Annotated in this window: 21 protein-coding genes; 2 read left to right on the forward strand and 19 right to left on the reverse strand. The window is 32.8% G+C overall.

From position 1 onward, the window contains the following. Positions 1-83: 83 nt before the first annotated feature. The 15 genes from BUA21_RS00300 to BUA21_RS00370 all read right to left on the reverse strand — a co-directional run bounded on the left by BUA21_RS00300 (position 84) and on the right by BUA21_RS00370 (position 18,705). Complete coding sequence (locus BUA21_RS00300) at positions 84-470, reverse strand: DUF1667 domain-containing protein (RefSeq protein WP_072742539.1); 387 nt, start codon at positions 468-470, stop codon at positions 84-86. Positions 471-473: 3 nt separating this feature from the next. Beyond that, the gene (locus tag BUA21_RS00305) at positions 474-1,736 is read right to left on the reverse strand and encodes an NAD(P)/FAD-dependent oxidoreductase (protein WP_200796481.1); all 1,263 of its coding nucleotides are present in this window, start codon (positions 1,734-1,736) and stop codon (positions 474-476) included. Between the two features lie 13 nt (positions 1,737-1,749). After that, positions 1,750-3,186, reverse strand: coding sequence for an NAD(P)/FAD-dependent oxidoreductase (locus tag BUA21_RS00310; RefSeq protein WP_072742541.1), 1,437 nt, complete (start codon positions 3,184-3,186; stop codon positions 1,750-1,752). 18 nt (positions 3,187-3,204) lie between these two features. Then, positions 3,205-3,771: a glycerol-3-phosphate responsive antiterminator gene (locus tag BUA21_RS00315; RefSeq protein ID WP_072742542.1), complete on the reverse strand. Its 567-nt coding sequence runs from the start codon at positions 3,769-3,771 to the stop codon at positions 3,205-3,207. Positions 3,772-3,936: 165 nt separating this feature from the next. Next, positions 3,937-5,166: an SLC45 family MFS transporter gene (locus BUA21_RS00320; RefSeq protein ID WP_072742543.1), complete on the reverse strand. Its 1,230-nt coding sequence runs from the start codon at positions 5,164-5,166 to the stop codon at positions 3,937-3,939. Positions 5,167-5,269: 103 nt separating this feature from the next. Continuing rightward, on the reverse strand, positions 5,270-5,587 hold the full coding sequence (locus BUA21_RS00325) for a YerC/YecD family TrpR-related protein (RefSeq protein ID WP_072742544.1): 318 nt from the start codon (positions 5,585-5,587) through the stop codon (positions 5,270-5,272). A gap of 172 nt (positions 5,588-5,759) precedes the next feature. After that, positions 5,760-7,430, reverse strand: a complete 1,671-nt coding sequence (locus BUA21_RS00330; RefSeq protein ID WP_072742545.1) for a formate--tetrahydrofolate ligase — start codon at positions 7,428-7,430, stop codon at positions 5,760-5,762. Between the two features lie 28 nt (positions 7,431-7,458). After that, complete coding sequence (gene ftcD / locus BUA21_RS00335; RefSeq protein ID WP_072742546.1) at positions 7,459-8,388, reverse strand: glutamate formimidoyltransferase; 930 nt, start codon at positions 8,386-8,388, stop codon at positions 7,459-7,461. A 205-nt stretch (positions 8,389-8,593) separates the two neighbouring features. Then, positions 8,594-9,847, reverse strand: a complete 1,254-nt coding sequence (gene purD, locus BUA21_RS00340; protein WP_072742547.1) for a phosphoribosylamine--glycine ligase — start codon at positions 9,845-9,847, stop codon at positions 8,594-8,596. 26 nt (positions 9,848-9,873) lie between these two features. Beyond that, a complete protein-coding gene (purH, locus tag BUA21_RS00345; RefSeq protein WP_200796482.1) occupies positions 9,874-11,406 on the reverse strand; it encodes a bifunctional phosphoribosylaminoimidazolecarboxamide formyltransferase/IMP cyclohydrolase in 1,533 nt (510 codons plus the stop codon). Positions 11,407-11,410: 4 nt separating this feature from the next. Then, a complete protein-coding gene (purN, locus tag BUA21_RS00350; protein WP_072742549.1) occupies positions 11,411-12,037 on the reverse strand; it encodes a phosphoribosylglycinamide formyltransferase in 627 nt (208 codons plus the stop codon). Next, positions 12,025-13,059 (reverse strand): phosphoribosylformylglycinamidine cyclo-ligase, encoded by a 1,035-nt coding sequence (gene purM / locus BUA21_RS00355; RefSeq protein WP_072742550.1) that lies wholly within the window; start codon positions 13,057-13,059, stop codon positions 12,025-12,027. The genes purN and purM overlap by 13 nt, the downstream gene beginning before the upstream one ends. A gap of 19 nt (positions 13,060-13,078) precedes the next feature. Then, on the reverse strand, positions 13,079-14,425 hold the full coding sequence (purF, locus tag BUA21_RS00360; RefSeq protein WP_072742551.1) for an amidophosphoribosyltransferase: 1,347 nt from the start codon (positions 14,423-14,425) through the stop codon (positions 13,079-13,081). A 4-nt stretch (positions 14,426-14,429) separates the two neighbouring features. Next, positions 14,430-14,912 (reverse strand): 5-(carboxyamino)imidazole ribonucleotide mutase, encoded by a 483-nt coding sequence (purE, locus tag BUA21_RS00365; RefSeq protein WP_072742552.1) that lies wholly within the window; start codon positions 14,910-14,912, stop codon positions 14,430-14,432. Between the two features lie 55 nt (positions 14,913-14,967). Continuing rightward, positions 14,968-18,705, reverse strand: coding sequence for a phosphoribosylformylglycinamidine synthase (locus tag BUA21_RS00370; RefSeq protein WP_072742553.1), 3,738 nt, complete (start codon positions 18,703-18,705; stop codon positions 14,968-14,970). A gap of 396 nt (positions 18,706-19,101) precedes the next feature. Between BUA21_RS00370 and BUA21_RS00375 the strand changes: the two genes are divergently transcribed. Beyond that, a complete protein-coding gene (locus tag BUA21_RS00375) occupies positions 19,102-19,617 on the forward strand; it encodes a hypothetical protein (RefSeq protein WP_072742554.1) in 516 nt (171 codons plus the stop codon). Between the two features lie 80 nt (positions 19,618-19,697). Beyond that, positions 19,698-21,305 (forward strand): carbon starvation CstA family protein, encoded by a 1,608-nt coding sequence (locus tag BUA21_RS00380; protein ID WP_072742555.1) that lies wholly within the window; start codon positions 19,698-19,700, stop codon positions 21,303-21,305. Positions 21,306-21,487: 182 nt separating this feature from the next. Here BUA21_RS00380 and BUA21_RS00385 read toward each other — a convergent pair whose 3' ends face one another. The 4 genes from BUA21_RS00385 to BUA21_RS00400 all read right to left on the reverse strand — a co-directional run bounded on the left by BUA21_RS00385 (position 21,488) and on the right by BUA21_RS00400 (position 24,310). Continuing rightward, the gene (locus BUA21_RS00385; RefSeq protein WP_072742556.1) at positions 21,488-22,618 is read right to left on the reverse strand and encodes an IS4 family transposase; all 1,131 of its coding nucleotides are present in this window, start codon (positions 22,616-22,618) and stop codon (positions 21,488-21,490) included. A gap of 296 nt (positions 22,619-22,914) precedes the next feature. Then, entirely contained in the window at positions 22,915-23,241 is a 327-nt protein-coding gene (locus BUA21_RS00390) for a HepT-like ribonuclease domain-containing protein (RefSeq protein WP_072742557.1), read from the reverse strand. Beyond that, entirely contained in the window at positions 23,207-23,539 is a 333-nt protein-coding gene (locus BUA21_RS00395) for a nucleotidyltransferase family protein (protein ID WP_072742558.1), read from the reverse strand. Before BUA21_RS00395 ends, BUA21_RS00390 begins: the two co-directional genes overlap by 35 nt. Positions 23,540-23,737: 198 nt before the next feature. Continuing rightward, a complete protein-coding gene (locus tag BUA21_RS00400; protein WP_072742559.1) occupies positions 23,738-24,310 on the reverse strand; it encodes a GNAT family N-acetyltransferase in 573 nt (190 codons plus the stop codon). Between the last annotated feature and the right edge of the window lie 13 nt (positions 24,311-24,323).

Here is a 24,323-nt window from a genome sequence, read left to right on the forward strand (position 1 = left end):
ATACTATATTGTCTCTAAAATAAACATTCATTGAAAAATATGTATATCAAATAAGTGGAAATAAAAAACCCTAGTCTAAATGACTAAGGTTTGAAATCAACAACACTCCCTATGCTTCGTGCAGATATAAGGTCTACACCTGTATTTAAAATATTTTCAATGACGATATCTCCTTCTCTAATAGGAGGTTCTATTTCAACTTTGTTTATGACTTTCATACAATCAAACATTTTTCCTTTGGGTATGCTTCCTTTGGTGACTACAGGTAGTCTCTTATGAGAACTATTTTTCAATTTTACAGTGCTTGTCAAAACTCTGGTAGGATTTGTGACTTCTTTTATTCCATATTCTTCTCCTCTTTTGCAGGTATTCCCTTCTACAATATATCCCCATTCCTTTGTATCATCTTTGGTTATAGTGAGCCTACATCCCCTTGGACATACTATACATGTCTTTTCATATTGTTCCATATCCTACACCTCGCTTTCCACATACACTGTCAAATTGTCTATATCTTTACATTTGAGCATTTCCCTATCTAGTATTATCTCTTCCATTTCTCCAGGGGTTAATTGTATCTTTTTTATTTCTTTTAATACAGTGTCATTTTTCTTTACAACTAATTTAGAATTTTTATATATACCTGTGACTCTCATGAATAAACTTATATCATCTTCTACATTTTCTACTCTTATCTTTTGAGGCACTATATATCTAATTCCTTCTCCAGGAATTGTTTCAATTGTCCTATCATCTTCTTTTAATTCACCTTTTACATATTTTGCAGCATATTTTCCTGCTTTCAAACTTTCCATAGTCACATTGTCTACTAAATCATGGACATGAACTACATTTCCACAGGCAAATATTCCACTGACACTAGTTTCCATGGACTCATTGACTACTGGTCCTCCTGTCACTGGATGAATTTCTACTTCTGCCTTAGTAGAAAGTTCATTTTCGGGAATAAGTCCTACTGAAAGAAGCAATGTGTCACATTCATAATAGCGTTCTGTACCAATTACAGGATTTTTATTTTCATCAACTTCTGCAACTACAACCCCTTCTATTCTATCTTTTCCCTTTATCTCTATAACTGTATGGTTTAATAAAAGAGGAATATCAAAATCATGTAGACATTGTACAATATTTCTATTTAGTCCACTGGAATAAGGCATTATTTCTACTACCGCTTCTACTTCGGCTCCTTCCAGCATAAGCCTTCTAGCCATGATAAGACCTATATCTCCTGAACCAAGTATGACTACTTTTTTGCCTACTTGATATCCTTCTATATTTATAAATCTTTGAGCAGTACCAGCTGTAAATATTCCTGCTGGTCTTGTTCCTGAAATCGATATAGCTCCTCTTGGTCTTTCTCTACAGCCCATAGCAAGAACTATTGCCTTTGCATTTATATTTATAAATCCATCAATTCCATTTATAGAACTAATAGTTTTATCTTTGTTTATATCTAAAACCATAGTATCTAATTTATATTCAATTCCCATTTTCTTCAATTCATTTATAAATCGTTCTGCATATTGAGACCCTGTAAGTTCTTCTTTAAATACATGAAGTCCAAAACCATTGTGAATACATTGCTTAAGTATTCCTCCAAGTTCTTTATCTCTTTCTATGACAAGGATATTTTCTATCCCTTCTTTTTTTGCTTCAATGGCCGCTGCAAGTCCAGCTGGCCCTCCTCCAATGACTACAATATCATAATCCACCAAAATCACCCCTTTCTTAAACTTCCTTTGTTTGTCCGATTAAAATATATGAATCCACTCCATCTTTAACTATTTCAGTCATATCTTTATTTAATTCTCTTGCTAATATTTCCATGACTCTTGGAGAACAAAATCCACCTTGGCATCTTCCTGTACCCGGTCTAGTTCTTTTCTTGACTCCATCTACAGTAGTAGCTCCTGCATTTCTATGGATACAATCTACTATTTCACCCTCAGTTATACTTTCACATCTACAGATAATTCTTCCATACCTTGGATCTTTTTTTATCAACTCATTTTTTTCTTCATCACTTAACTCATTAAATCTTATGACTTTTCTCCTTTTAGAGTTGAAATTCTCTTTTTCTTTTAATCCTCCTGATATCTCTTTTAAAAGTTCTACTACATACTCTGCAATAGCTGGTGAAGACGTAAGTCCTGGAGATTTTATTCCTGCTACATTTATGAATCCCTTAGCGTCTATTGCTTCCCCAATTATGAAATCTTCTGTACTAGGTTCGTTTCTAATTCCAGTGAAATTGGTGATATTCTTGCCAAAAGGTATTCCCTCTACGCTCTTTTGTGCAACTTTCTTTATCTCATTTAATCTATCTTTTGAAGTTTCTTTTGATTCTTTTGATTCTGCTATTTCATTGTCCGGACCAATCATCAAATTCCCATGAACAGTAGGAGTGACTACTACTCCTTTTCCATAAGACTTTGGACATTGAAAAATCACCGTGTTAACCATGTCTCCTACACTTTTATCAAGGACAAAGTATTGACCATTTTTAGGTATTATATCAAATTTCTCATTAGATACCATGCTATTTATCTTATCTCCATATACTCCTCCACAGTTTATAATATACTTTGCATTAAGCTTCTTTTCTGTAGTTTCTATAAGATATCCTTCTTCTACTTTAGATATATTCAACACTTCGTTGTTTAAAAGCAATTCAACTCCATTATCAACTGCATTTTCTGCAAGAGCTATGGCCAATTCCCAAGGACTTATAATACCTGCTGTAGGTGCATAAAGAGCTTTTGTCACTTTTTTGCCGATATTGGGCTCTAATTTTTCTATTTCTTCTTTATTTAATATTTTTAATTGAGGCACACCATTTTTTTGTCCTCTTTCATACAATTCATCTATAGTTCTCTCATCTTCCTCATCAAAACCAAGTACCAATGAACCTATTCTCTTGAAGGGCACATCCAATTCCTCACAGACTTTGTCAAACATAGGATTGCCCTTCACATTGAATTTAGCCATATTGGTCCCAGGTTTTGCATCATAGCCAGCATGAACTATGCCAGTATTTGCTTTTGTACAACCATTTGATATATCGTTTTCTCTTTCTATAAGCACAATTTCTAAATCATATCTTGACAATTCTCTGGCTATAAAAGTCCCAACAATTCCCGCCCCTATTATTGCTACATCATACATAAAAATCCCCTCCTTGTTTCACATATACCATACTTTTTCATTGCTTGTAGATATAGCTATAGCTCCTGAATTTAAACTTTGAATCACATCCTCTTTATCCATTATGAGTCCACCAGTGATTATAGGTATATTTGTTTCTTTAAAAATCTTCTTCACTATTTTAGGCATTATTCCAGGCAATATCTCCACAGCATCTGGCTTTGTACTTTTTATAGACCTTATTCCTGTGTCTAGAGACAGAGAATCCAGTATAAATAATCTTTGTATTGTTAAAATATCCAGTTCTTTGGCAAGTTTAATTAAATTGCTTTTTGTAGTAATAATTCCATCTGGCTTCACATTTTTGACTATATACTCCAGTCCCCAATTGTCTTTAGAAATACCATCTACTAAATCTAGATGGACATAGACCCCCTTTTCGTGAGATTTGATTTTATACACTATGTCTTCTAGATTAAATATATTTCCCGTTAATAGAAATATATTTTCACAAGGCGAATTTAATGCACTATTTAAATTATTTAAATCATTTACCGCTGCTATAATAGGGTTTTGTGCTATTCTAGAATAAAAGCTATCTCCCATTTTTAGCCCTCCTATTTTCATCTCCTAAAAAACAAAAAAGTGCACCGCCAAACCTGTCCCCAAGTTTTTTGATACACTCTCATTTTCTCATTTTATATTTAATTTATGCTGATTGTATTTATTATATCATCTTTATGATTTAATGTAAATATAACAGCAAATTTTCTATATATTTTCTTTCATAAATTTTAAATCTTCTTCTGTATAATTTTTATTTGTAAAATCCCCATGTTTGACAAACAACATGCAGAAAAGTGCTGCTCCAAAGGCAATACATGAATAGATAAACAATGGCTTATAGCTATGAGCCATATCTCTTATCCAACCAAATAATATAGGGCTTACAATTGCAGCACAAGATGAGAAAAAGTAATAATAACCCGTATAAGTTCCAACTCCACCTTTTGGGGCCATTTCTACTACCATTGGATAAGAATTTATATTTATAAAAGCCCAGAACATTCCTCCAATAATTAAGAGAACAATCATAGCAGAAATATTCTTTACAAATATCAATAAAGTAAATACTGTTAATGCTCCTACAATACCTAACAATATGGTCTTCTTTCTTCCCAATTTCGTCCCTACAAATCCAGCAGGTATGGCAAAAATCAAAAATGAAAGGGAAAAAGAAGTTAATATCATAGAAGCTTTTCCTGGATCAATACCCAATTCATATTGACCATATAGTGAAAAGAAAGTTTCTACAGCATTGAAACCTGTAAACCAGAAAAATATTGCAAACAATATGAAAAGTAAACTTTTACTTTTATCTATATCTTTTTCTTTATTTTTGACCTTTGCTTTTTCTTCTACTATTTCAGGCTCTTTTATGAAAATATATAATAATATAAGTGCCATTGTCATGATTATGGAAGACATGTAGAAAGGATAAGCAGTTCCTTTTTTATATAGAAATCCTCCCAATCCATAAGCTATAACAGCAGCCAAACCTCCCATGAAATTTATAACTCCATTGGCTTTGCTCCTAAGATGACTAGGTGTTACATCAGGCATAAGTGCTACTGTTGGAGCTCTAAATATACTCATTGCAAAATTCATAAGTATAACAAAAGTCATGAGCATAGGTAAACTATTAGCACTAGGTATAAGAGAACAAAAAATTGCTGCCAAAGGTACTCCAATCAATAAATATGGCATTCTCCTACCAAATCTGGTATTGGTCTTGTCACTTAATGCTCCAAATATTGGTTGAAATATTACTGCAAACAAATTGTCTATAGTCATTACTGCCCCTATGAGAGTAGTGCTCTTGATATAATTTTCTAGCATTATAGGTACAAAAGAATTATAAACTGGCCATACAATACTTACTGAAAAAAATCCCAATCCTAAAACAAACGTTTTCCTGTAGTCTAATTTTTCTTGCCCCACTTAACCCACCCTTTCTATATGATGATTATAATTTATATCTAATTATTCTACATATTTTTCAATAAACCTTCATTTAAAAAAATTTCTCCCTAGGGAGAAATTTTCATATTTCATCATCTTCTTTTTTTGGATAACCTAGCCTATCTAGTACTAAATTATATCCATCTGCTCCATAATTAAGAGCTCGACTGATTCTACTTATAGTAGCTGTACTGGCACCAGTTTTAGCTTCAATTTCATTGTATGTCTTATTCATTCTAAGCATCTTGGCTACTTCAAGTCTTTGGGCAATAGATTGTATTTCTTTTACAGTGCATATATCTTCAAAAAAGCGATAACATTCTTCTAAGTTTTCAAGTTTAAGTATTGCTTCAAAAAAAGAGTCTATCTGTTCATCTTTTATTTTAGAGTTGTAACTCATCAGCACACCTCCTTTATTACTTTATTCTATTCTACTTTAACTTGAAAAAACCTTCTAAAAAATATTTTTTAACACTTTTTTAATAAAATTGGCATTTTTTCTATGAGTTATAATGAGTTATAAGAAAAAATCTAGGACATTTTATCCCAGATTTTTTTATAACTCACTTTATTTAGAACAAGCCGACAATTTCTCCATTTGACAAAATATCCATATTATTTGCAGCTGGTACTTTTGGAAGCCCTGGCATAGTCATTATATCTCCTGTAAGAACTACTAAAAATCCTGCTCCAGCAGATATTCGAATTTGCCTTACTTCTATCTTGAACCCTTTTGGCCTTCCGAGTAATTTAGGATCATCTGATAATGAATACTGAGTTTTAGCCATACAAATAGGCATCTTATCTAATCCCAATTTTTCAATTTGTTTTATATCCTTAATACATTTTTGAGTAAATTCTACTCCATCGGCTCCGTATATTTCTTTAGCAATTTTTTCTATTTTTTCTTTTACAGACAAATTCACATCATATAGTGGTATAAATTCAGAAGGGTTGCCTTCAACAACTTCAACTACTTTTCTAGCTAACTCCTCTCCACCTAGGCCACCTTTTGCCCAAACTTGTGTGAGAACTGCTTCTGCTCCCAATTCCTTACATCTATTTTTCACATATTCAACTTCAGCTTCTGTATCTGTTGGAAATTCATTTATAGCAACTACTGCAGGTACTCCATATTTTTGGACATTTTCTATATGTTTTTCTAGATTTTCAAAACCTTTTTTAAGTGCCTCTAAATTTTCTTTGTTTAGTTCTTCTTTTGGCACTCCACCATGATTTTTAAGAGCTCTAACTGTAGCCACTATAACTGCTGCATCTGGTTTTAACCCTGCAAATCTACATTTGATATCAAAGAATTTTTCTGCTCCCAAGTCAGCACCAAATCCTGCCTCTGTAACTGTATACTCAGCTAATTTCAAAGCCATTTTTGTTGCCAATACACTATTGCAACCATGAGCAATATTGGCAAATGGCCCTCCATGAATAAACACAGGAGTATTTTCCAAAGTTTGTACCAAATTTGGTTTTATAGCATCTTTAAGTAATAGAGCCAATGGTCCTGCTGCATTTAAATCTCTTGCATAAACTGGTTCCCCACTGTAATTGTAAGCTACTATGATATTGCCTATTCTTTCCTTTAAATCTTGTAGATCATCAGCCAAGCAAAGAATAGCCATAACTTCTGATGCTACAGTTATATCAAAACCATCTTCCCTTGGAACTCCATTTGGTTTTCCACCAAGACCGATAACTATATTTCTAAGGGATCTATCGTTCATGTCCATAACTCTCTTCCAAGTAATACGTCTTGGATCTATATTTAGCTGATTTCCTTGATGAATATGATTGTCTATAAGAGCTGAAAGTAAATTGTTAGCTGTAGTTATAGCATGAATATCTCCAGTAAAATGAAGATTTATATCCTCCATAGGTACTACTTGAGCATATCCTCCACCTGCAGCTCCACCCTTAACTCCAAAACATGGTCCAAGAGAAGGTTCTCTAAGAGCTGATATGGCAGTTTTGCCAATCTTGTTAAGTCCCATACTTAAACCAATATTTACAGTAGTCTTTCCTTCTCCAGCTGGAGTCGGATTTATAGCTGTAACCAATATAAGCTTTCCATTTGACTTGTCTTCCATTCTCTTTAATACATCAAGGGAAACCTTAGCTTTATATTTTCCATACAGTTCTAAATCATCTTCTTCTAGCCCTACTTTTTTAGCTACTTCTACAATAGGTGCCATTTTAGCTTCTTGTGCAATTTGAACATCAGTTTTCATCTTTTCCCTCCTTGTTCTTCCTATCTTCTTATTCCATAAGATGAGTTTCTAGTATTTGTTCTATCCTTAGTCCTTCCAGCCCCAAATAGTATTCCAAGGAATTTAATAAATATTCAAGTTTAACTGGGCCAACCAATTCGCTTCCTGTAACAGCTACTCCATAACGTTTAGCCTCCTGTTTTACAAATTCATAAGCTCTGTAAAGAGGAGTTTTGGAACAGTCAAACATATTTATTGAAACTACTACTCCATCTCTTTCAGGAAATTTAATTCCTACTGCCCTTACTGTTGAAAATCCACCACTTGGTCCTCTAAGTCCCTTTGCTATAGCTTTGGCAACGTTTACATCTTCTGTATCCAAAAACACATTGTAAGCAGTTAAACCTTCCATATCAGCGCTCACAATAGTTGCTCCTGCCTTTGGATCCAATTTCCCATCTACACTTAAATCTGGTTTTCTTTCTTCATAATTGGGATCTGTTTTTTCTTCTAACAATTTTCTAAGGCCTTCATATTGGCCTTTTCTTATGAAAGAAATGCCTTTTTTGTTTTCAGTTCTTGCATTTTCAGCAGAGTAGAAAATAGGCACTTTATATTTTTCAAATAGTTCTCTTCCTATTTCTTCTGCCAATTCTACACATTCTTCCAAAGTAATATTTTTAAATGGGAAAATAGGTATAGTGTCTTGAGCTCCAATTCTTGGATGAGTTCCTTCTTGTTTTTCCATATCTATTAACTCATAGGACTTACCTGCCATGTTTATAAGAGCTTTTTTTAGAGGCTGAGGTTCACCAATAAGAGTGACTACAGTTCTATTGAAATCATATTCCGGTTCATAACTAATTAATTTTACTCCTTCTATGTCTCTAACCTGATCTACAATAGCTTCAATGACGGGTTTTCTTCTACCTTCACTAAAATTTGGAACTGCTAAAACATATTGTTTTTGGTTAATCATGAATATACCTCCTATATTATATTTTCCCTATTAGAATAGCATAAAACTTTTTTTTAAACTTTGTAGAATAATTATAAAAATTGTTCTTTGTTTAAAAAAAGCTATATATTTATATGCCTGTTTCATAAGACTACTACTCTATAGGAGGCACATCTTCTCTTATATTCATGATAAAACCCTGATTGTATATATACTATAAAGTTTTTCAAATATCTGCTATATCATTTCTATATTTCATTCCTTGGAAATAGATTTTCCCTATCCCATTATAAACCTTTTTTCTTGCCTTTTCAAAATTTTCTCCAAGACATGTAACAGAAAGAACTCTTCCTCCATCTGTCAAAAGCTTCCCATTCACTATTTTAGTTCCATTGTGAAAAAGAATCAACTCTTTATCTAAATTTTCTACTCCAGAAATTTCTTTTCCCTTTTCATATTTTTTTGGATACCCCTCCGACGTAGCTACTACTGTTACACAACATTTATCTGACCACTTTAAATCTTCTTTTCTAATAGTTCCATCTATAGTCTTCTGGAATATATCCGCTATATCACTTTCAAGCCTAGGAAGTACTACTTCTGTTTCAGGATCTCCAAATCTTACATTGAATTCCAATACTTTTGGCCCATCTTCTGTAAGCATAAGTCCTATAAATAAAATTCCTTTATAATCAATACCTTCTTCTTCCAATCCTATTTTTATATTTTGAAGAACAGTTCTATCTATTTCTTTAAGAATATCTCTAGTCAAAGCTGGATTTGGTGAAAAACATCCTACCCCTCCTGTATTAGGACCTAAATCTCCATCATATATCTTTTTATAATCTCTAGCACTCTCCAAAGGAATAATCTTCCCATTGGACACAAGACAAAGCAAAGAAGTTTCTATTCCTGTTAAAAATTCTTCTATAATAATATTTTCCCCAGCAGAACCAAATACTTTTTCACTCATCATATCTTTTATAGACTTTTTAGCTTCTTCTTCTGACTGACAAATGACTACTCCCTTTCCTAAACAGAGTCCATCAGCTTTTATAACTAATGGATATAAAAATTCGTCAAGGCCCTTTAAGGCTTCCTCTAGATTTTTAAAGCTCCTATACTTTCCTGTAGGAATGTGGTATTTTTTCATAAATTCTTTTGAATATATTTTACTTCCCTCAAGAATAGCTCCTTCCATTCTAGGCCCAAATATTCTCAAACCTTCTTCCTCAAATCTATCAACAATTCCAGATACCAATGGATCCTCTGGACCTACAACAGTTAAGTCTATACTATTAGTCTTTGCAAAACTCAAAAGAAGTTCTATATCTTTAGGATTTATATTTACATTTTCCGCTATACTACTAGTACCTCCATTTCCTGGAGCACAATATATTTTACTTACTCTTTTGCTTTGAGCTAATTTATAACACAAAGCATGTTCTCTTCCTCCACTACCTATAACTAAAACTTTCAAATATATCCCTTCTTTCTCATAAGTTTTTAGTGTTTGAAATGTCTCATGTGAGTAAATACCATGGCAATTCCAGCTTCATCTGCTGCCTGTATAGATTCTTCATCTCTAATAGAACCTCCAGGTTGAATAACCGCAGTAACTCCTACCTTTGAAAGAGCATCTATAGAATCTCTAAAAGGGAAAAATCCATCCGATGCAATGACGCTTCCCTTTACCTTTTCCATGCCATGTTCTATAGCCTGATCTACAGCCCATATTCTATTTACTTGCCCCATGCCAATGCCTATAGTTCCACCATCTTTAGCTAATACTACTGAATTGGATTTAGTATTTTTTACAGCTTTCCAAGCAAAAAGCAAATCCTTCATTTCTTCTTCTGTTGGTTTTCTTTTAGTGACAATTTCCAATTCATCTTGAAGAAGCATCTTGTCTCTTTCTTGAATCAATATACCACCTAATACCTTTTTTACATCCCAAGATTTATAATCATTTTTCATAATATGATCTAATTTAAGTATTCTTATATTTTTCTTTGAAGATAGTATTTCCAGAGCTTTCTCTGTATATGAAGGAGCTATGACTATTTCTATAAATATTTCATTTATAAGCTCTGCAACTCTCTCATCTAATTCTCTGTTTGCTGCTATTATTCCCCCAAATATAGATACTTTGTCACATTCATAAGCTTTTTTATAAGCCTCATAAATATCTTTTCCACTTCCAATACCACAAGGATTTGTATGTTTAACCGCTACCACTGTTGGTTCCTCATATTCCTTAAGTATTTCCAATGCTCCATTGGCATCATTTATATTGTTGAAAGACAATTCTTTTCCATGAAGTTTTATAGATCCGGCAATAGTACCTTGAACGTTTCCTACCTCTCTATAAAAAGCTGCCCTTTGATGAGGATTTTCTCCATATCTCAATTCTTCTTTTCCCTCAAAAGTCATACTAAGTTTTTCAGGAAATTCCACATTATCTATTTCATTGAAATAATTTGAAATAAGGCTGTCATAATGACTTGTATATTCAAATACTTTTCTTGCCAAATGTCTCCTTGTTTCTAATGTGGTTTGTCCATTGTTTTCTAATTCATTGAGAACTTTTTTATAATCTAAAGGATCTACAACTACTGTCACATATTTATAATTTTTAGCTGCTGCTCTAATCATAGAAGGTCCGCCAATATCTATATTTTCTATTATCTCTTCATGACTGACTCCTTCTTTATTTACTGTTTCCTTGAAAGGATATAGATTGTTGACTACTAAATCTATAGGACTTATATGAAGTTTTTCAAGAGTTGCTAAATGGCAACTATTATCTCTTATATGAAGTATTCCACCATGAATATTTGGATGAAGAGTTTTCACTCTTCCATCAAAAGCTTCAGGAAATCCTGTTATATCTTGAATATCTATTACATTTATGCCTTCCCCTTCAAGAACCTTTTTAGTTCCCCCAGTAGATATTATCTCCCAACCTAAAGAAACTAATTTCCTTGAAAATTCTACAATGCCACATTTATCCCAAACACTGATTAAAGCTCTTTTCACAATATCACCTCATTATGATTACTTTTCTTCCATCTAACAATATTTTCCCATCACAAAAGTATTTTACTGCTTCAGGAAGTATTTCATGTTCTACTTTCAAAACTCTTTCCTTCAAAGACTCTACCGTATCATCATCCTTCACCTGTACTATTCTTTGAAGTATTATAGGACCTGTATCTGTACCTTCATCTACAAAGTGAACTGTAGCTCCAGAAAATTTCACACCATATTTAAGAACTTCTCTGTGAACCCTTTCTCCATAATATCCACTGCCGCAAAAACTAGGTATCAAAGATGGATGTATATTTATAATTCTTCCCTTATATTCTGTGACAAATTTCTTTGATAGTACCTTTAAATACCCTGCCAGTACCACCAGTTCTATATCTCTATTTTTAAATTCTTCTATTATAGCATCATTGTATTCTTCTTCTGTAGAATACTTTTTTCTATCCATCCAAATAGCATCTATACCTTCTCTTTTTGCCCTTACAAGACCATAGGCATCTTTTTTATTTGAAAGGACCAAGGATATTTCTCCATTTATGTATCCATTTTTTACTTTATCTATGATGCATTGAAGATTGGTACCACCACCTGAAATTAAAACTCCTATTTTTACTGGTTGCATAAGATTATTTTCTCCTCTTTTCTCTGAATTTCTCCAAGAAATACTCCTTTCTCACCTTTTGCCTTTAAAAAATTCATGACACTATCAGCTTCAGTACTATCTACGGCAAATACCATTCCTATTCCCATATTAAATGTAGAGTACATTTCGTCTCTCTCAATTTTTCCACACTGTTCTATTAAGCTAAATATATAAGGAGTTTCTATAGCCTCGATATTCACAACAGCTGTAAGTCCTTCTGGCAACATTCTAGGTATATTTTCATAAAATCCTCCGCCAGTTATATGACTTATTCCCTTTATATTGAATTTTTTTATCAAATCATACATTAGATTTGTATATATTCTAGTAGGCTTTAATAGTTCTTCTCCTAATGTGGATTGAAATTCACTGAAATATTTATCAAGACTTATCTTTTCTTTTTCGAAAAATACTTTTCTCACAAGTGAATAGCCATTGCTATGAATTCCACTAGAAGATAGTCCTATGAGAACATCTCCTTCTTGTATTTTAGAACCATCTATTATATCTTTTCTATCTACTACTCCTACTCCAAATCCTGCAATATCATATTCTCCATCCGCATAAAATCCAGGCATTTCTGCAGTTTCTCCACCGATCAGTGCACATCCCGCCTTTACACAACCATTGGCTACACCTTCTACAATACTTGCCATTTTCTCTGGAATTAATTTCCCTGTAGCTATGTAATCAAGGAAAAATAACGGTTTCGCTCCTTGACACAATACATCATTTATACACATGGCCACGCAATCTTCCCCTATAGTATTATGTTTATCCATCATGAAGGCAATCTTTAACTTTGTTCCTACTCCATCAGTTCCAGATACAAGAATTGGCTCATTGTACTCTGAAGTATTTAGTGCAAACAATCCCCCAAATCCACCTATATCCGATACAACACCTTCTATATAAGTACTCTTTATGAATTGCTTTATCATACTGACTTCTTTGTATCCTGCTTCTTTATCTACTCCAGAATCCTTATATGTCAATTTCATAGTTTTTCTCCTCTCCTATTTAATTTTTGTGTATATCCATAGGATATATTCCATTTAAACATCCAGTACAATATACTCCTTCTTCTCCTGTTCCCTTTATGAGGTCTTTAAGTGAAAGATACTCAAGGGAATCTGCTCCTATACTTTCTCTTATTTCTTCAATAGATTTTTCCACAGCTATTAGATTCTTTTTTGTAGTATCCAATCCAAAATAGCAAGGATCCATTACAGGTGGAGAAGCAATTCTTAAATGAACTTCTTTAGCTCCTGCACTTTTTAGCATTCCCACTATTCTTCTCATAGTAGTCCCCCTAACTATTGAATCATCTACAAGAACTACCCTTTTCCCTTCAACATTTTCCTTTAATACATTTAATTTTAACCTGACTCCTTGTTCTCTGAGTTCTTGAGTAGGTTCTATAAAAGTTCTTCCTATATATTTGTTTTTTATAAGGCCTTCTGCATAAGGTATCCCTGATTGTTCCGCATAGCCAATAGCCGCAACTGTTCCTGAATCTGGTGCAGAGATAACTATATCCGCCTCTGCTGGACTAGCCTTAGCTAGAAGTTTTCCCGCTTCCCTTCTTGCAAGATATACACTGACTCCATCAATTTTGCTATCAGGCCTTGCAAGATATATAAATTCAAATATACAAAACTTTTTATCATATATTTTTTCGCTTTTTATGCTTTTTATTTTTCCATCTTTTATGACTACCATTTCTCCAGGTTCTACATCTCTAAAAAATTCAGCTCCTATAGTATCTAATGCACAAGTTTCCGAACTCAATATATAATCTTTCCCAAGCTTTCCTATACAAAGAGGCCCCATTCCATAGGGATCTCTCACTCCAATGAGTCTATCTGTAGTCATGAGTATCATAGTATAGGAACCTTTTATACTCTTTAATGCATTTACAATGGCCATTTCTATATCATCTTTGTGAAATCTTGCTATCAAATTTGCTACAACTTCTGCATCTGTATCTGTAGCAAATATAGTTCCCTCGTCTTCTAATTTTTCTCTGATTTCCTCAGCATTTATTATCTTTCCACTACTTGAAATAGCTAAAGCTCCTTTTTTATATCCTACTACCAAAGGCTCTGCATTTATGCTATTGGGTTCTCCATTGGTTCCATACTTTACATGAGCTACCCCAACATTTCCTCGAAGTCTATTTATGATTTCTTCAGAAAAAACTTCATGAGCCAATCCCAAATCCTTATGATAATCTATAAAACCATTATTGTTCACTGCCATTCCTGAACTTTCTTGTCCTCTATGTTGTAGAGCATATAAGCCATAATAAAGTATTTTTGAAATATCTCTGTTCTCTGTATCATATATTCCTATTATTCCGCACATTTTTTTATCTCCTTCTCACCTTTTCATCCATTTTTTCAACTTCTTCAGATATTTCCTCTTTATATTCCTTGAGCTTCTCTCTTAAGTTTTCATATTTTATAGATAGCATTTGAACAGCCAATATTCCTGCATTTTCTCCTCCATTTATAGCTACTGTAGCAACAGGAACTCCCTTTGGCATCTGTACTGTAGAAAGGAGGGAATCTAATCCATCCATAGTAGAGGATTTCACAGGAAGACCTATAACTGGCAGTGTAGTCACTCCTGCAATGATTCCCGCTAGGTGAGCAGCCTTTCCTGCCACTGCAATGATGACTTCTATACCCTTTTCCTCAGCAGAACTAGCAAAATCCATGGCTGTAAATGGAGTCCTATGAGCCGATATAACTCTAACTTCATATTCAATCTGAAACTTCTCTAAAATACCAATCGTTTTGTCTACCACTTCTTTATCCGATATACTTCCCATAACAATAGCAACTTTCATAAATATCCCTCCTGTGTTGGCTCCGCCAAAATTTTTCATATAAGTCCGAGAAGACTTATATGAAATACCCAATTCCTGCTTCAAATATCTTCTGATCTTTTTCTCCAGGGATGTTTTTGCAGATATTTTCTCCCATTCTTTCTGAATGACCCATTTTTCCTAATACTCTTCCATCAGGGCTAGTGATTCCTTCTATTGCCTCTACTGAACCATTAGGATTTATACCTACATATTGAGTAGCTATTTGTCCATTTTCTATGAGAATAGACAATTGTTTTTCATCTGCTATAAATCTTCCTTCCCCATGAGAAACAGGTATTGTATGAATATCTCCTACCTTTGTATTGTTGAACCAAGGTGATAAATTGGAAACAACCTTTGTATTGACCATAGTAGAAACGTGACTTCCTATTTTGTTGAAAGTAAGAGTCGGTGAATCACAATCTATATCTCTTATTTCTCCATAAGGTAAAAGTCCAAGCTTTATGAGAGCCTGAAATCCATTACATATTCCAAGCATAAGTCCATCTCTGTTTTTTAGAAGATTCATCACTGCTTCGCTTATATATGGGTTTCTAAACACCGTAGCTATAAACTTTCCTGACCCTTCAGGCTCATCTCCTGCACTAAACCCACCTGGGATAGCTATTATTTGGGATTCATTTATAAGCCTTACTATCTCACTAATAGAATAGTTTATATCTTTACTATTTAAATTTCTGAATACAAAAGTTTCTACCACACCTCCAGCCTTTTCAAAAGCATTTTTTGTATCCCATTCACAATTTGTACCTGGAAATACCGGTATAAAAACCCTAGGCTTTCCAATGCTCAATTTCTTATGAATCTTGTTTCCTTTCTTGTATTCTATACATCTTGGCACTTCTTTCACTTCTTCCGTGAAAGGAAATACATCTTTAAGAGGTTCTTCCCACTTTTCAATAAGTTCATCTAATTGTATTCTCTCTTTAAGAACTTCTATATATTCACCATCTACAGTAGTACCAAGTATTTCATAATTTATTCCACTTAACAATGCATCTACATTTTCATTTTCATCTATTTCAATTAAAATAGAACCATGCTTTGGAACGAAAATTTCATTTAAAACTATTTTCTCATTGAAAACAAATCCAATCTTATTTCCAAAAGCCATTTCACTTACACATCTAGCTATACCACCGTATTTAATAGTATTGGCTGAAAGTATTTTATTCTTCCCTATCAATTCATTTATTCTAGTATAATTTCTATCCAATTCTTCAAAATCTGGCATACCCTTTTCATCTATTGCAATTGGCACAAGTACTACAAAACTTCCGCTCTTTTTAAACTCTGGTGAAACAATTTTACTTGCCTTTCCCACATTTACAGCAAAACTTATAAGAGTTGGCGGAACATTTAGATCTTTAAAAGTTCCTGACATACTGTCTTTTCCACCGATACTTGGTATAGACAATTTCTTTTGAACTAAATAAGCACCTAAAATTGCATTAAAGGGCTTTCCCCACTTTTTATCATCTTCACCTAGCTTTTCAAAATATTCTTGGAATGTAAGTCTTGTATTTTTATAATCTCCACCCAATGCCACAATTTTTCCTATAGAATCAATAACAGCATACATTCCTCCATGGAAAGGACTCCATTTTGAAATTTGAGGATCAAAACCATAAGTCATTATAGAACAAGTATCTGTTTCTCCACTATAAACAGGGATTTTCCCTGCCATACCATCTACAGGTGTAAGTTTATATTTACCTCCAAAAGGCATAAGAACTGTTCCAGCACCTATAGTATTGTCGAATTTTTCCACCAACCCTTTTTGACTACAAGTATTTAAACTAGCCATATTTAAGATAAAAGCTTCTTTTATATTGTCTAAGTTTTCTTCTACATTATTTGGTACAGTTTGAAAATAATTTTTGTTCCTTGGCTCTTCTACAAATACCTTTGTCTTTTTTCTGACTCCATTGGTATCTAAAAATTCTCTACTTATATCTACTATATTCTTTCCTCTCCACTTCATAGTGAGCCTACCATCTTCTGTAACTTCTGCTACAACTGTCACTTCAATATTTTCAGCTTTTGCATATTCTTTAAACTTATCTAAATCTTCTCTATCTATGACAACTGCCATTCTCTCTTGAGATTCAGAAATAGCAATTTCTGTTCCATCTAATCCTTCATACTTTTTAGGCACTTTATCTAAATCTATATCTAATCCATCAGAAAGCTCTCCAATAGCTACAGAAACTCCTCCGGCACCAAAATCATTACATCTTTTAATCATCTTCTTTACATTTTCATCTCTGAAAAGTCTTTGAATCTTTCTCTCTATTGGAGGATTTCCCTTCTGAACTTCTGAACCACAAGTATATATAGATTCTTCATCATGTTCTTTAGATGAACCTACTGCTCCACCTAGTCCATCTCTTCCAGTTCTTCCACCTACCAGCAAAACTATATCTCCAGGTTTTGGAATCCCTCTTATGACACTTTCCTTTGGACTGGCCCCAATGACTGCTCCAACTTCCATTCTCTTGGCAATATAATTTTCATCATATATTTCCCTTACATATCCTGTTGGAATTCCTATTTGATTTCCATAAGAACTATATCCCTTCATCGCCCCTATAGTTATCTTTCTTTGAGGCAATTTCCCAGGAAGTGTATTTTCAATTTTTTCTCTTGGATCTCCACTTCCTGTTATTCTCATAGCCTGATATACATATGCTCTCCCAGAAAGAGGATCTCTTATAGCTCCTCCAAGACAAGTTGCTGCTCCACCAAAAGGCTCTATTTCCGTTGGATGATTGTGAGTTTCATTTTTAAACATCAAAAGCCATTTTTCATTTTCTCCATCCACATCCACATCTATTTCAATACTGCAAGCATTTATTTCTTCTGATTCTTCTAAATCGTCAAGAAGTCCTTTTTTTACAAGTTCTTTTTTCTCTATAGTTCCCATATCCATAAGACAAACAGGCTTTTCCTTATCCCCATATACAAAATTTTTAGATTTTAAATATTCCTTAAAAGCCTCTTCAAATATTTCTCTATAGAAACCCTCTTCAAATTTTACATCTTTAATACTAGTCATAAAAGTTGTATGTCTACAATGATCCGACCAATAAGTATCTATTACTTTTAATTCTGTAATACTAGGATCTCTCTTTTCCTCAAGTTTAAAATACTCTTGACAGTATTTTAAATCTTCAACGTCCATGGCAAATCCTATTTTTTCTCTTAAAGCTTCAAGTTCTTCAGGGCTTTTTTCTATGAATCCATCTACTATTTCTACATCTTGAGGTTCATCCCACTTAGTATCTAGTGTGATCATATCCAAAGAAACCTCTCTGGACTCTACAGGATTTATATAATAATTCTTAACTTTTTCTAATTCCTCTTTATTTATATCTCCCTCTAAAACTACTATCTTTGAAGTAGTTATTTTATAGCCGTTCTTTCCTGTAAGTATTTCTAAACATTGAATTGCCGAATCTGCTCTTTGATCATATTGTCCTGGCAAATATTCCACTCTAAAAAAATAATCACTTTCATTTATAGGAAATGTCTCTTCATAGACCATATCTACATTAGGCTCTGAAAAAATAGTGTTTACTGCTCTTTCATAGTCTTCCTTAAGTATATTTCCTATTTGATAGTGATTTAAAATTCTAACTTTTTTAAGCCCAAATATATTAAGATTTTCTCTCAAATCCCTCAAAAGTTGTTTTGCTTCTATATTGTATCCTTCTTTTTTCTCAACGAACAATTTTCTTATATTCTCCACAGTGGCCCCTCCTCTATGCTAATTTGAATTATCTATAAATATAATATCAATATTGTTTATAATAGTCAATGGATAATTTGAATATTATTTTTTATTGTTTACTATGTAATGAACATTATGTGAATTTTGTTTATTGCTGTTTTGTATATCATGAATAATTTGAATACTCGTTTTTTATAAAAATTTTTTATAAAAAATTTTTTATCATATATTTTATGTTTTCACTTTCACAATTTTAATATAAGTGTAATTTTCTTATTTTCTTGGATATAAAGAGCCATTTATACAAAAGTATGTCTTATTTGATAAAGTTGACATTTTTTTCTGTAGTGATATTATATTGTTGAAGATATATATTACTTTTTTGTCATTATTCTTAAGATAAGGAGACCACATATGAACAGTCAAGAATACATTTATAATCTTAAAAATTCGTGGAAAGAATATTTTGATATATTTGAAGATTATAATATGCATGGGGAAAACCTTTCCATATATGCAAAGTCATTTGTTAGAAACGAAAGATATATTGCCAGTAAAAAATCTGTAATAGATGCTTATGAAAATCATGAACACTGTATCGTAAAATCTAAAGATGAAATAGCAAATGCAAATGATATTATAAATTTTGCAAACTTTCTAAAATCTCTCTCCGAAAAAATCGTCACACCTGATGATGAACACATGTCTACAATTATAAATGGAATTTACATATGTAATAAGGGCTTTAGTGATGAAGCCATTAAAATAGGCAAAAAGTTCAAATGTCATAAGACTTTTGCCTTCGGACTTAAAGGTTTTTGTGATATTCGACTTTTTCTCATAGATTTAACGGAGAATAAACTTTATACAAATAAAGATGGAAAAGCAATGAAATCCTTTTATCAGTCAATTTTAGAGAAAAGTGAATAACTATATTTTTATATGAAAATATAGTTAAATATATAGAAAGGAGGATAATTTTATAACAAAATAACGAGGAGGAAGATTAAATGAATGCTGTATGGTTAGTCATTATAGGAATTGTTTTATTTTATATCGCTTACAAGACCTATGGAAGTTATTTGGCAAACCAGTGGGGAGTAAGTGATAAAACTGAAACTCCTGCTCATACAAAAGAGGATGGAGTTGACTATGTTCCAGCTAAAGCTCCAGTGCTACTAGGACATCACTTTTCATCCATAGCTGGTGCAGGACCAATAGTAGGACCTGTTCAAGCTGCAATATTTGGATGGGCACCTGTTATGCTTTGGATTGTAATAGGTGGTATATTTTTTGGAGGAGTACATGATTTTGGTTCTATTTTTGCTTCTATAAGACATGGCGGAAAATCTATAGGTGAAATAATAGGAGCAAATATGGGCAAAAAAGGTAAGCGATTGTTTTCAATTTTTGCTTGGTTGACACTACTACTCATCATTGCTGCATTTACAAATATCACAGCTAATACTTTCGTAAGTGTTCCTTCTGCAGCTACTTCATCATTATTATTCATAGTACTAGCTATATTGTTTGGATTCTTTGTATACAGAAAAAATGTTCCACTAGGAATCAGTACAGTAATCGGCGTTATATTGTTGTTCTTATGTGTATGGCTAGGAATGGTATTCCCACTTGCACTTTCAAAAGAAGCTTGGATTTTTATATTACTTGCGTACGTTTTTGTTGCAAGTGTAGTTCCTGTATGGATATTGTTGCAGCCTAGAGATTATCTAAGTTCATTTTTGCTATATGCGTTGGTTATAGGAGCAATCATTGGAATTTTCGTTACACATCCTAGTTTGCAATTAAATCCATTTGTTGGATTCAATGTAGATAATACTCCATTATTCCCTATGCTATTTGTAACCGTAGCTTGTGGAGCAATATCTGGTTTTCACTCTCTAGTTGGTTCTGGAACCACTTCAAAACAATTGGATAAAGAAAGTGACGCAAAACTTATAGGATATGGCGGAATGCTTATAGAATGTGTTGTGGCAATAGTAGCAATCATAACTGCAGGATATATAAGCCACGGAGAATTGTCAAATCTTCTTGGCGATGGAGGACCTGTAAATGTATTCTCTCATGGTGTAGGAAACTTCATGGCAAGCTTTGGAATACCTGTTGCAACTGGTACAAGCTTTGCTGCATTGGCAGTTTCAGCTTTTGCTATGACAAGTTTGGATACTTCCACTAGATTGGCAAGATTTGTATTCCAGGAATTTTTTGAAGACTTTCAAAAAGAAGACAAAAAATCTCCACTTACAAACCGTTATGTTGCTACATTGATAACAGTTGTACTTGCTGCTATTCTATCCTTCAAGGGTTGGGATGCTATATGGCCATTGTTTGGTTCAGCTAATCAATTGTTATCGGCTTTAGCTTTGATGGCTCTTGCTGTTTGGATGAGCAACTTGGGCAAAAACAACAAAATGTTTACTATACCTATGGTATTTATGTTTGCCGTAACATTGAGTGCATTGGTTCTACTAATAAAGAACAATATTGCAAGCGGACAAATTGTACTAGTTGTATTTGGTATACTATTGTTTGTATTGGCAATAGTTCTTCTCGTAGAAGCTATAAAGAATCTATCTAAAAAGAAAGCAAAAGCATAAATGAAAAAAAGGTGAGTCAAAGGACCAATGTCATTAAGTTAAGTTTTTATGGCAAATAGAATTATGGTCAATTGAAAGTTTCCGTACTTTCAATTGACTTTTTTCTTTTCAAGTCATTATTTTGGCACACAAACAAGACAGGGATATTTCTCTGTCAAAAAAACATTTTAATTTTTAGTAATTTATGCTACTCTATAAATGAAGCTAACTACCGATTTGGTTTTGACCCTGCGACAGTCTTTTCTGCCATTTCGGATAGGCAATATATTCTTTTGAATAAGTGCTTCTACATTGGGTGGTAGCTCTGCATCTTTACATTTGAAATAGTAAAGACAAACGGATATAGCTACAGTAAAATTAACTTGATAGTTATATTTCCTGTCTTTCTGCTTTATAACTACATGGGTTGTGATTATTTCGCAGAAATTGTACATGGTAAGACGTGCAAATATTTCTTGTATGATGTAGGGCACCTTCTTTGAATGAAAATTTGTTAACCCTATAGCATATTTTAGCTCTCTAAATGATGTTTCAATACCCCATCTCATGTGATATATTTCTTTAATTGCTTCTGGGGGAAATTCATCCTTAGGAAGATTTGTAATGATAACTTCATAAGCATTCTCAGCAATAGCAAATCGAACTATTCTAAAGTTCATTTGATAATTTCCTTTATCACCAACGGGAAGATAGTCAAAGTTTTGATTTGCAGGCATAAACTTATATTTTTCTGGATTTGCCTTTATTTCTTTTGTCTGTCTCCTAGTTAGTAAAATGCTATATTTCATGTCAAATTCCTTCTCATCTGAAAGAGATAATCCAGAGGTAATTCCATTACTATTTATATCTTTTACACGTATAACATATTTCCATCCCTTCTTAGCTATATGTTCGAAAACGTTGTAACTTTCATATCCACGGTCAGCTATTAAGATGGTTTTATCTTTAATATCAGAACGATCCACCATATCTGTTAGTGCCTGAAACTTATTTTTCTTCTTGCCAGGTTGAACAATCGCATCAACATATACTCTGCTGTACAAATCGTACATAGCGTTTAAATGCAGAAGATTGAATCCTTTAGTATTCTCGGTTGCATGAAAATAACTTTCTGTATCTTTTGGATTGTGTGCAATACATAAATCTGAACCATCAACAGCTAGCATTCTGTAGCCGTCATAATAATTAGGATTGATTGAAGTTGATGTAAATTTATGAAAAAGGTACTCAAGTGCTTCTGGAAGAATCTTTTCCCGCTGTTGGACAAAGGCTGAGCAGGTAGCTGTTTTAACATCATATGAAAAATAATTCATAAGTTCAAGTTTTAAGCTATTACCTCTTTTCCCTTTATGGAATCTGCAAATTCGTTCATTAGCGAACCTCCTTAAAAAATGTATACATCTAAGGGGCTTCGCCGCATTTTTTGCTCTATTTGTCAAGTTTTTTTGAAAATATTTTGAACTTTTTTATTAAATTACATAAAAAAGAACAGGGTATGCATTTTTAACATACTCTGTTCTTAAACTTTGGTTTTAATTTCTTAACTTAATGACATTGGTCAAAGGACTCACCTTTTTTTATTTACAGTAGCCTCACTATTGCAAAAAAGCTAATTAATTAGCTTCAATAATTGTTCTCTCAATATTTTTATGTCAACGTCAATGATTTCCCATATTAAATTTAGATTTACACCTTCATAGTCATGAACTATACGATTTCTTAAACCCTTTATTTTAAACCATTGAATATCTGGATATTCAATTATATATTCCTTATCTAATTTGTTGACTAATTCACCAATTTGACTTAAATTAAATACACACGCTTCCACCATCATACTATTACTTCTAAATTCATCATAAGTAATAGTATCTGTATATTTCAATATAGAATCAATGTGATTAATTATCTTTCGAATAATCTTCAGATTTTTCATATATAACCATACCTCCATCTTCAATTTCTTGCATTATTAAAGAATCTGGTTCTATATGTGATTTATCAATTAAGTCTATGTCTACTCCCAAAGTATCAACAAGAATTTCAAGTAATCCAACAAAATCAAGTCCTCTTAACTTCCCGTTTGTATCAATATACAAATCCATATCACTATTCTTAGTAGCTTCACCTTTAGCATATGATCCAAATAATATTGCTTTATTTACAGGGTATTTGCTTAATATTGGCATTGTTTTTTCTTTTATTTTTTCAATCGAAATAATATTAGAAGTCATAATTCACACCCCTCTGGGTTTATTTAATAGCTAATCTATATACTTATTATAACATTAAATATATTAAATTTACAGTATACAATTATATATAATGCTTTTTTAGGTATATAATTTAATGTCTGTTTAAATTATATCTAGCCATTATATACTCATCTCTTATTGGTCTTATTTTCAAGTTCACCCTAACCCCTTCCTTCTTTATTTCTGCAATTTCTTATCTATTATATTATTGATATAAATTGATGTATATTCTATATCTAAAATGTCCATAAAAATTTCGTCATAGGCTTTTCCAGCTACAAATTTTGCTTCACGAATTCTACCTGCCTCTTTGAATCCCACTTTTTTATAGCATTTTATAGCTTGATTGTTGAATGAATATACCCTCAAAAAAATATTATGCAAATTCAGTATATTAAAGCCAAAGTCTAACATAAGTTTTAAGACTTCCTGACCATAACCTTTGCCCCAATAATCTTTGTTGCCAATAAATAATCCTACTTCTCCTACTCTATTTAAGTGATCTAACTCTGGAAATCCACAATTCCCAATAAGCTCATCTTTTTCTATATCTACAATAGCAAAATTATATCCACTGGTAGAAATCCTTTCTAAAATCGACTTTTCAGTTTCAAGCCCAATGAGTTGAGATGCAAATATAAGTCCTCCAGCTACTTCCATGTCATTGACCCATTCAGTATATTTTTCACAATCCTCCACATTTATTGGAGATAAGTAGCATCTTTGCCCTATGATTTTTTTAAAATACATACTGATCACCTCT

Source organism: Sporanaerobacter acetigenes DSM 13106, from assembly GCF_900130025.1.
GTDB classification, from domain to species: Bacteria; Bacillota; Clostridia; order Tissierellales; family Sporanaerobacteraceae; genus Sporanaerobacter; species Sporanaerobacter acetigenes.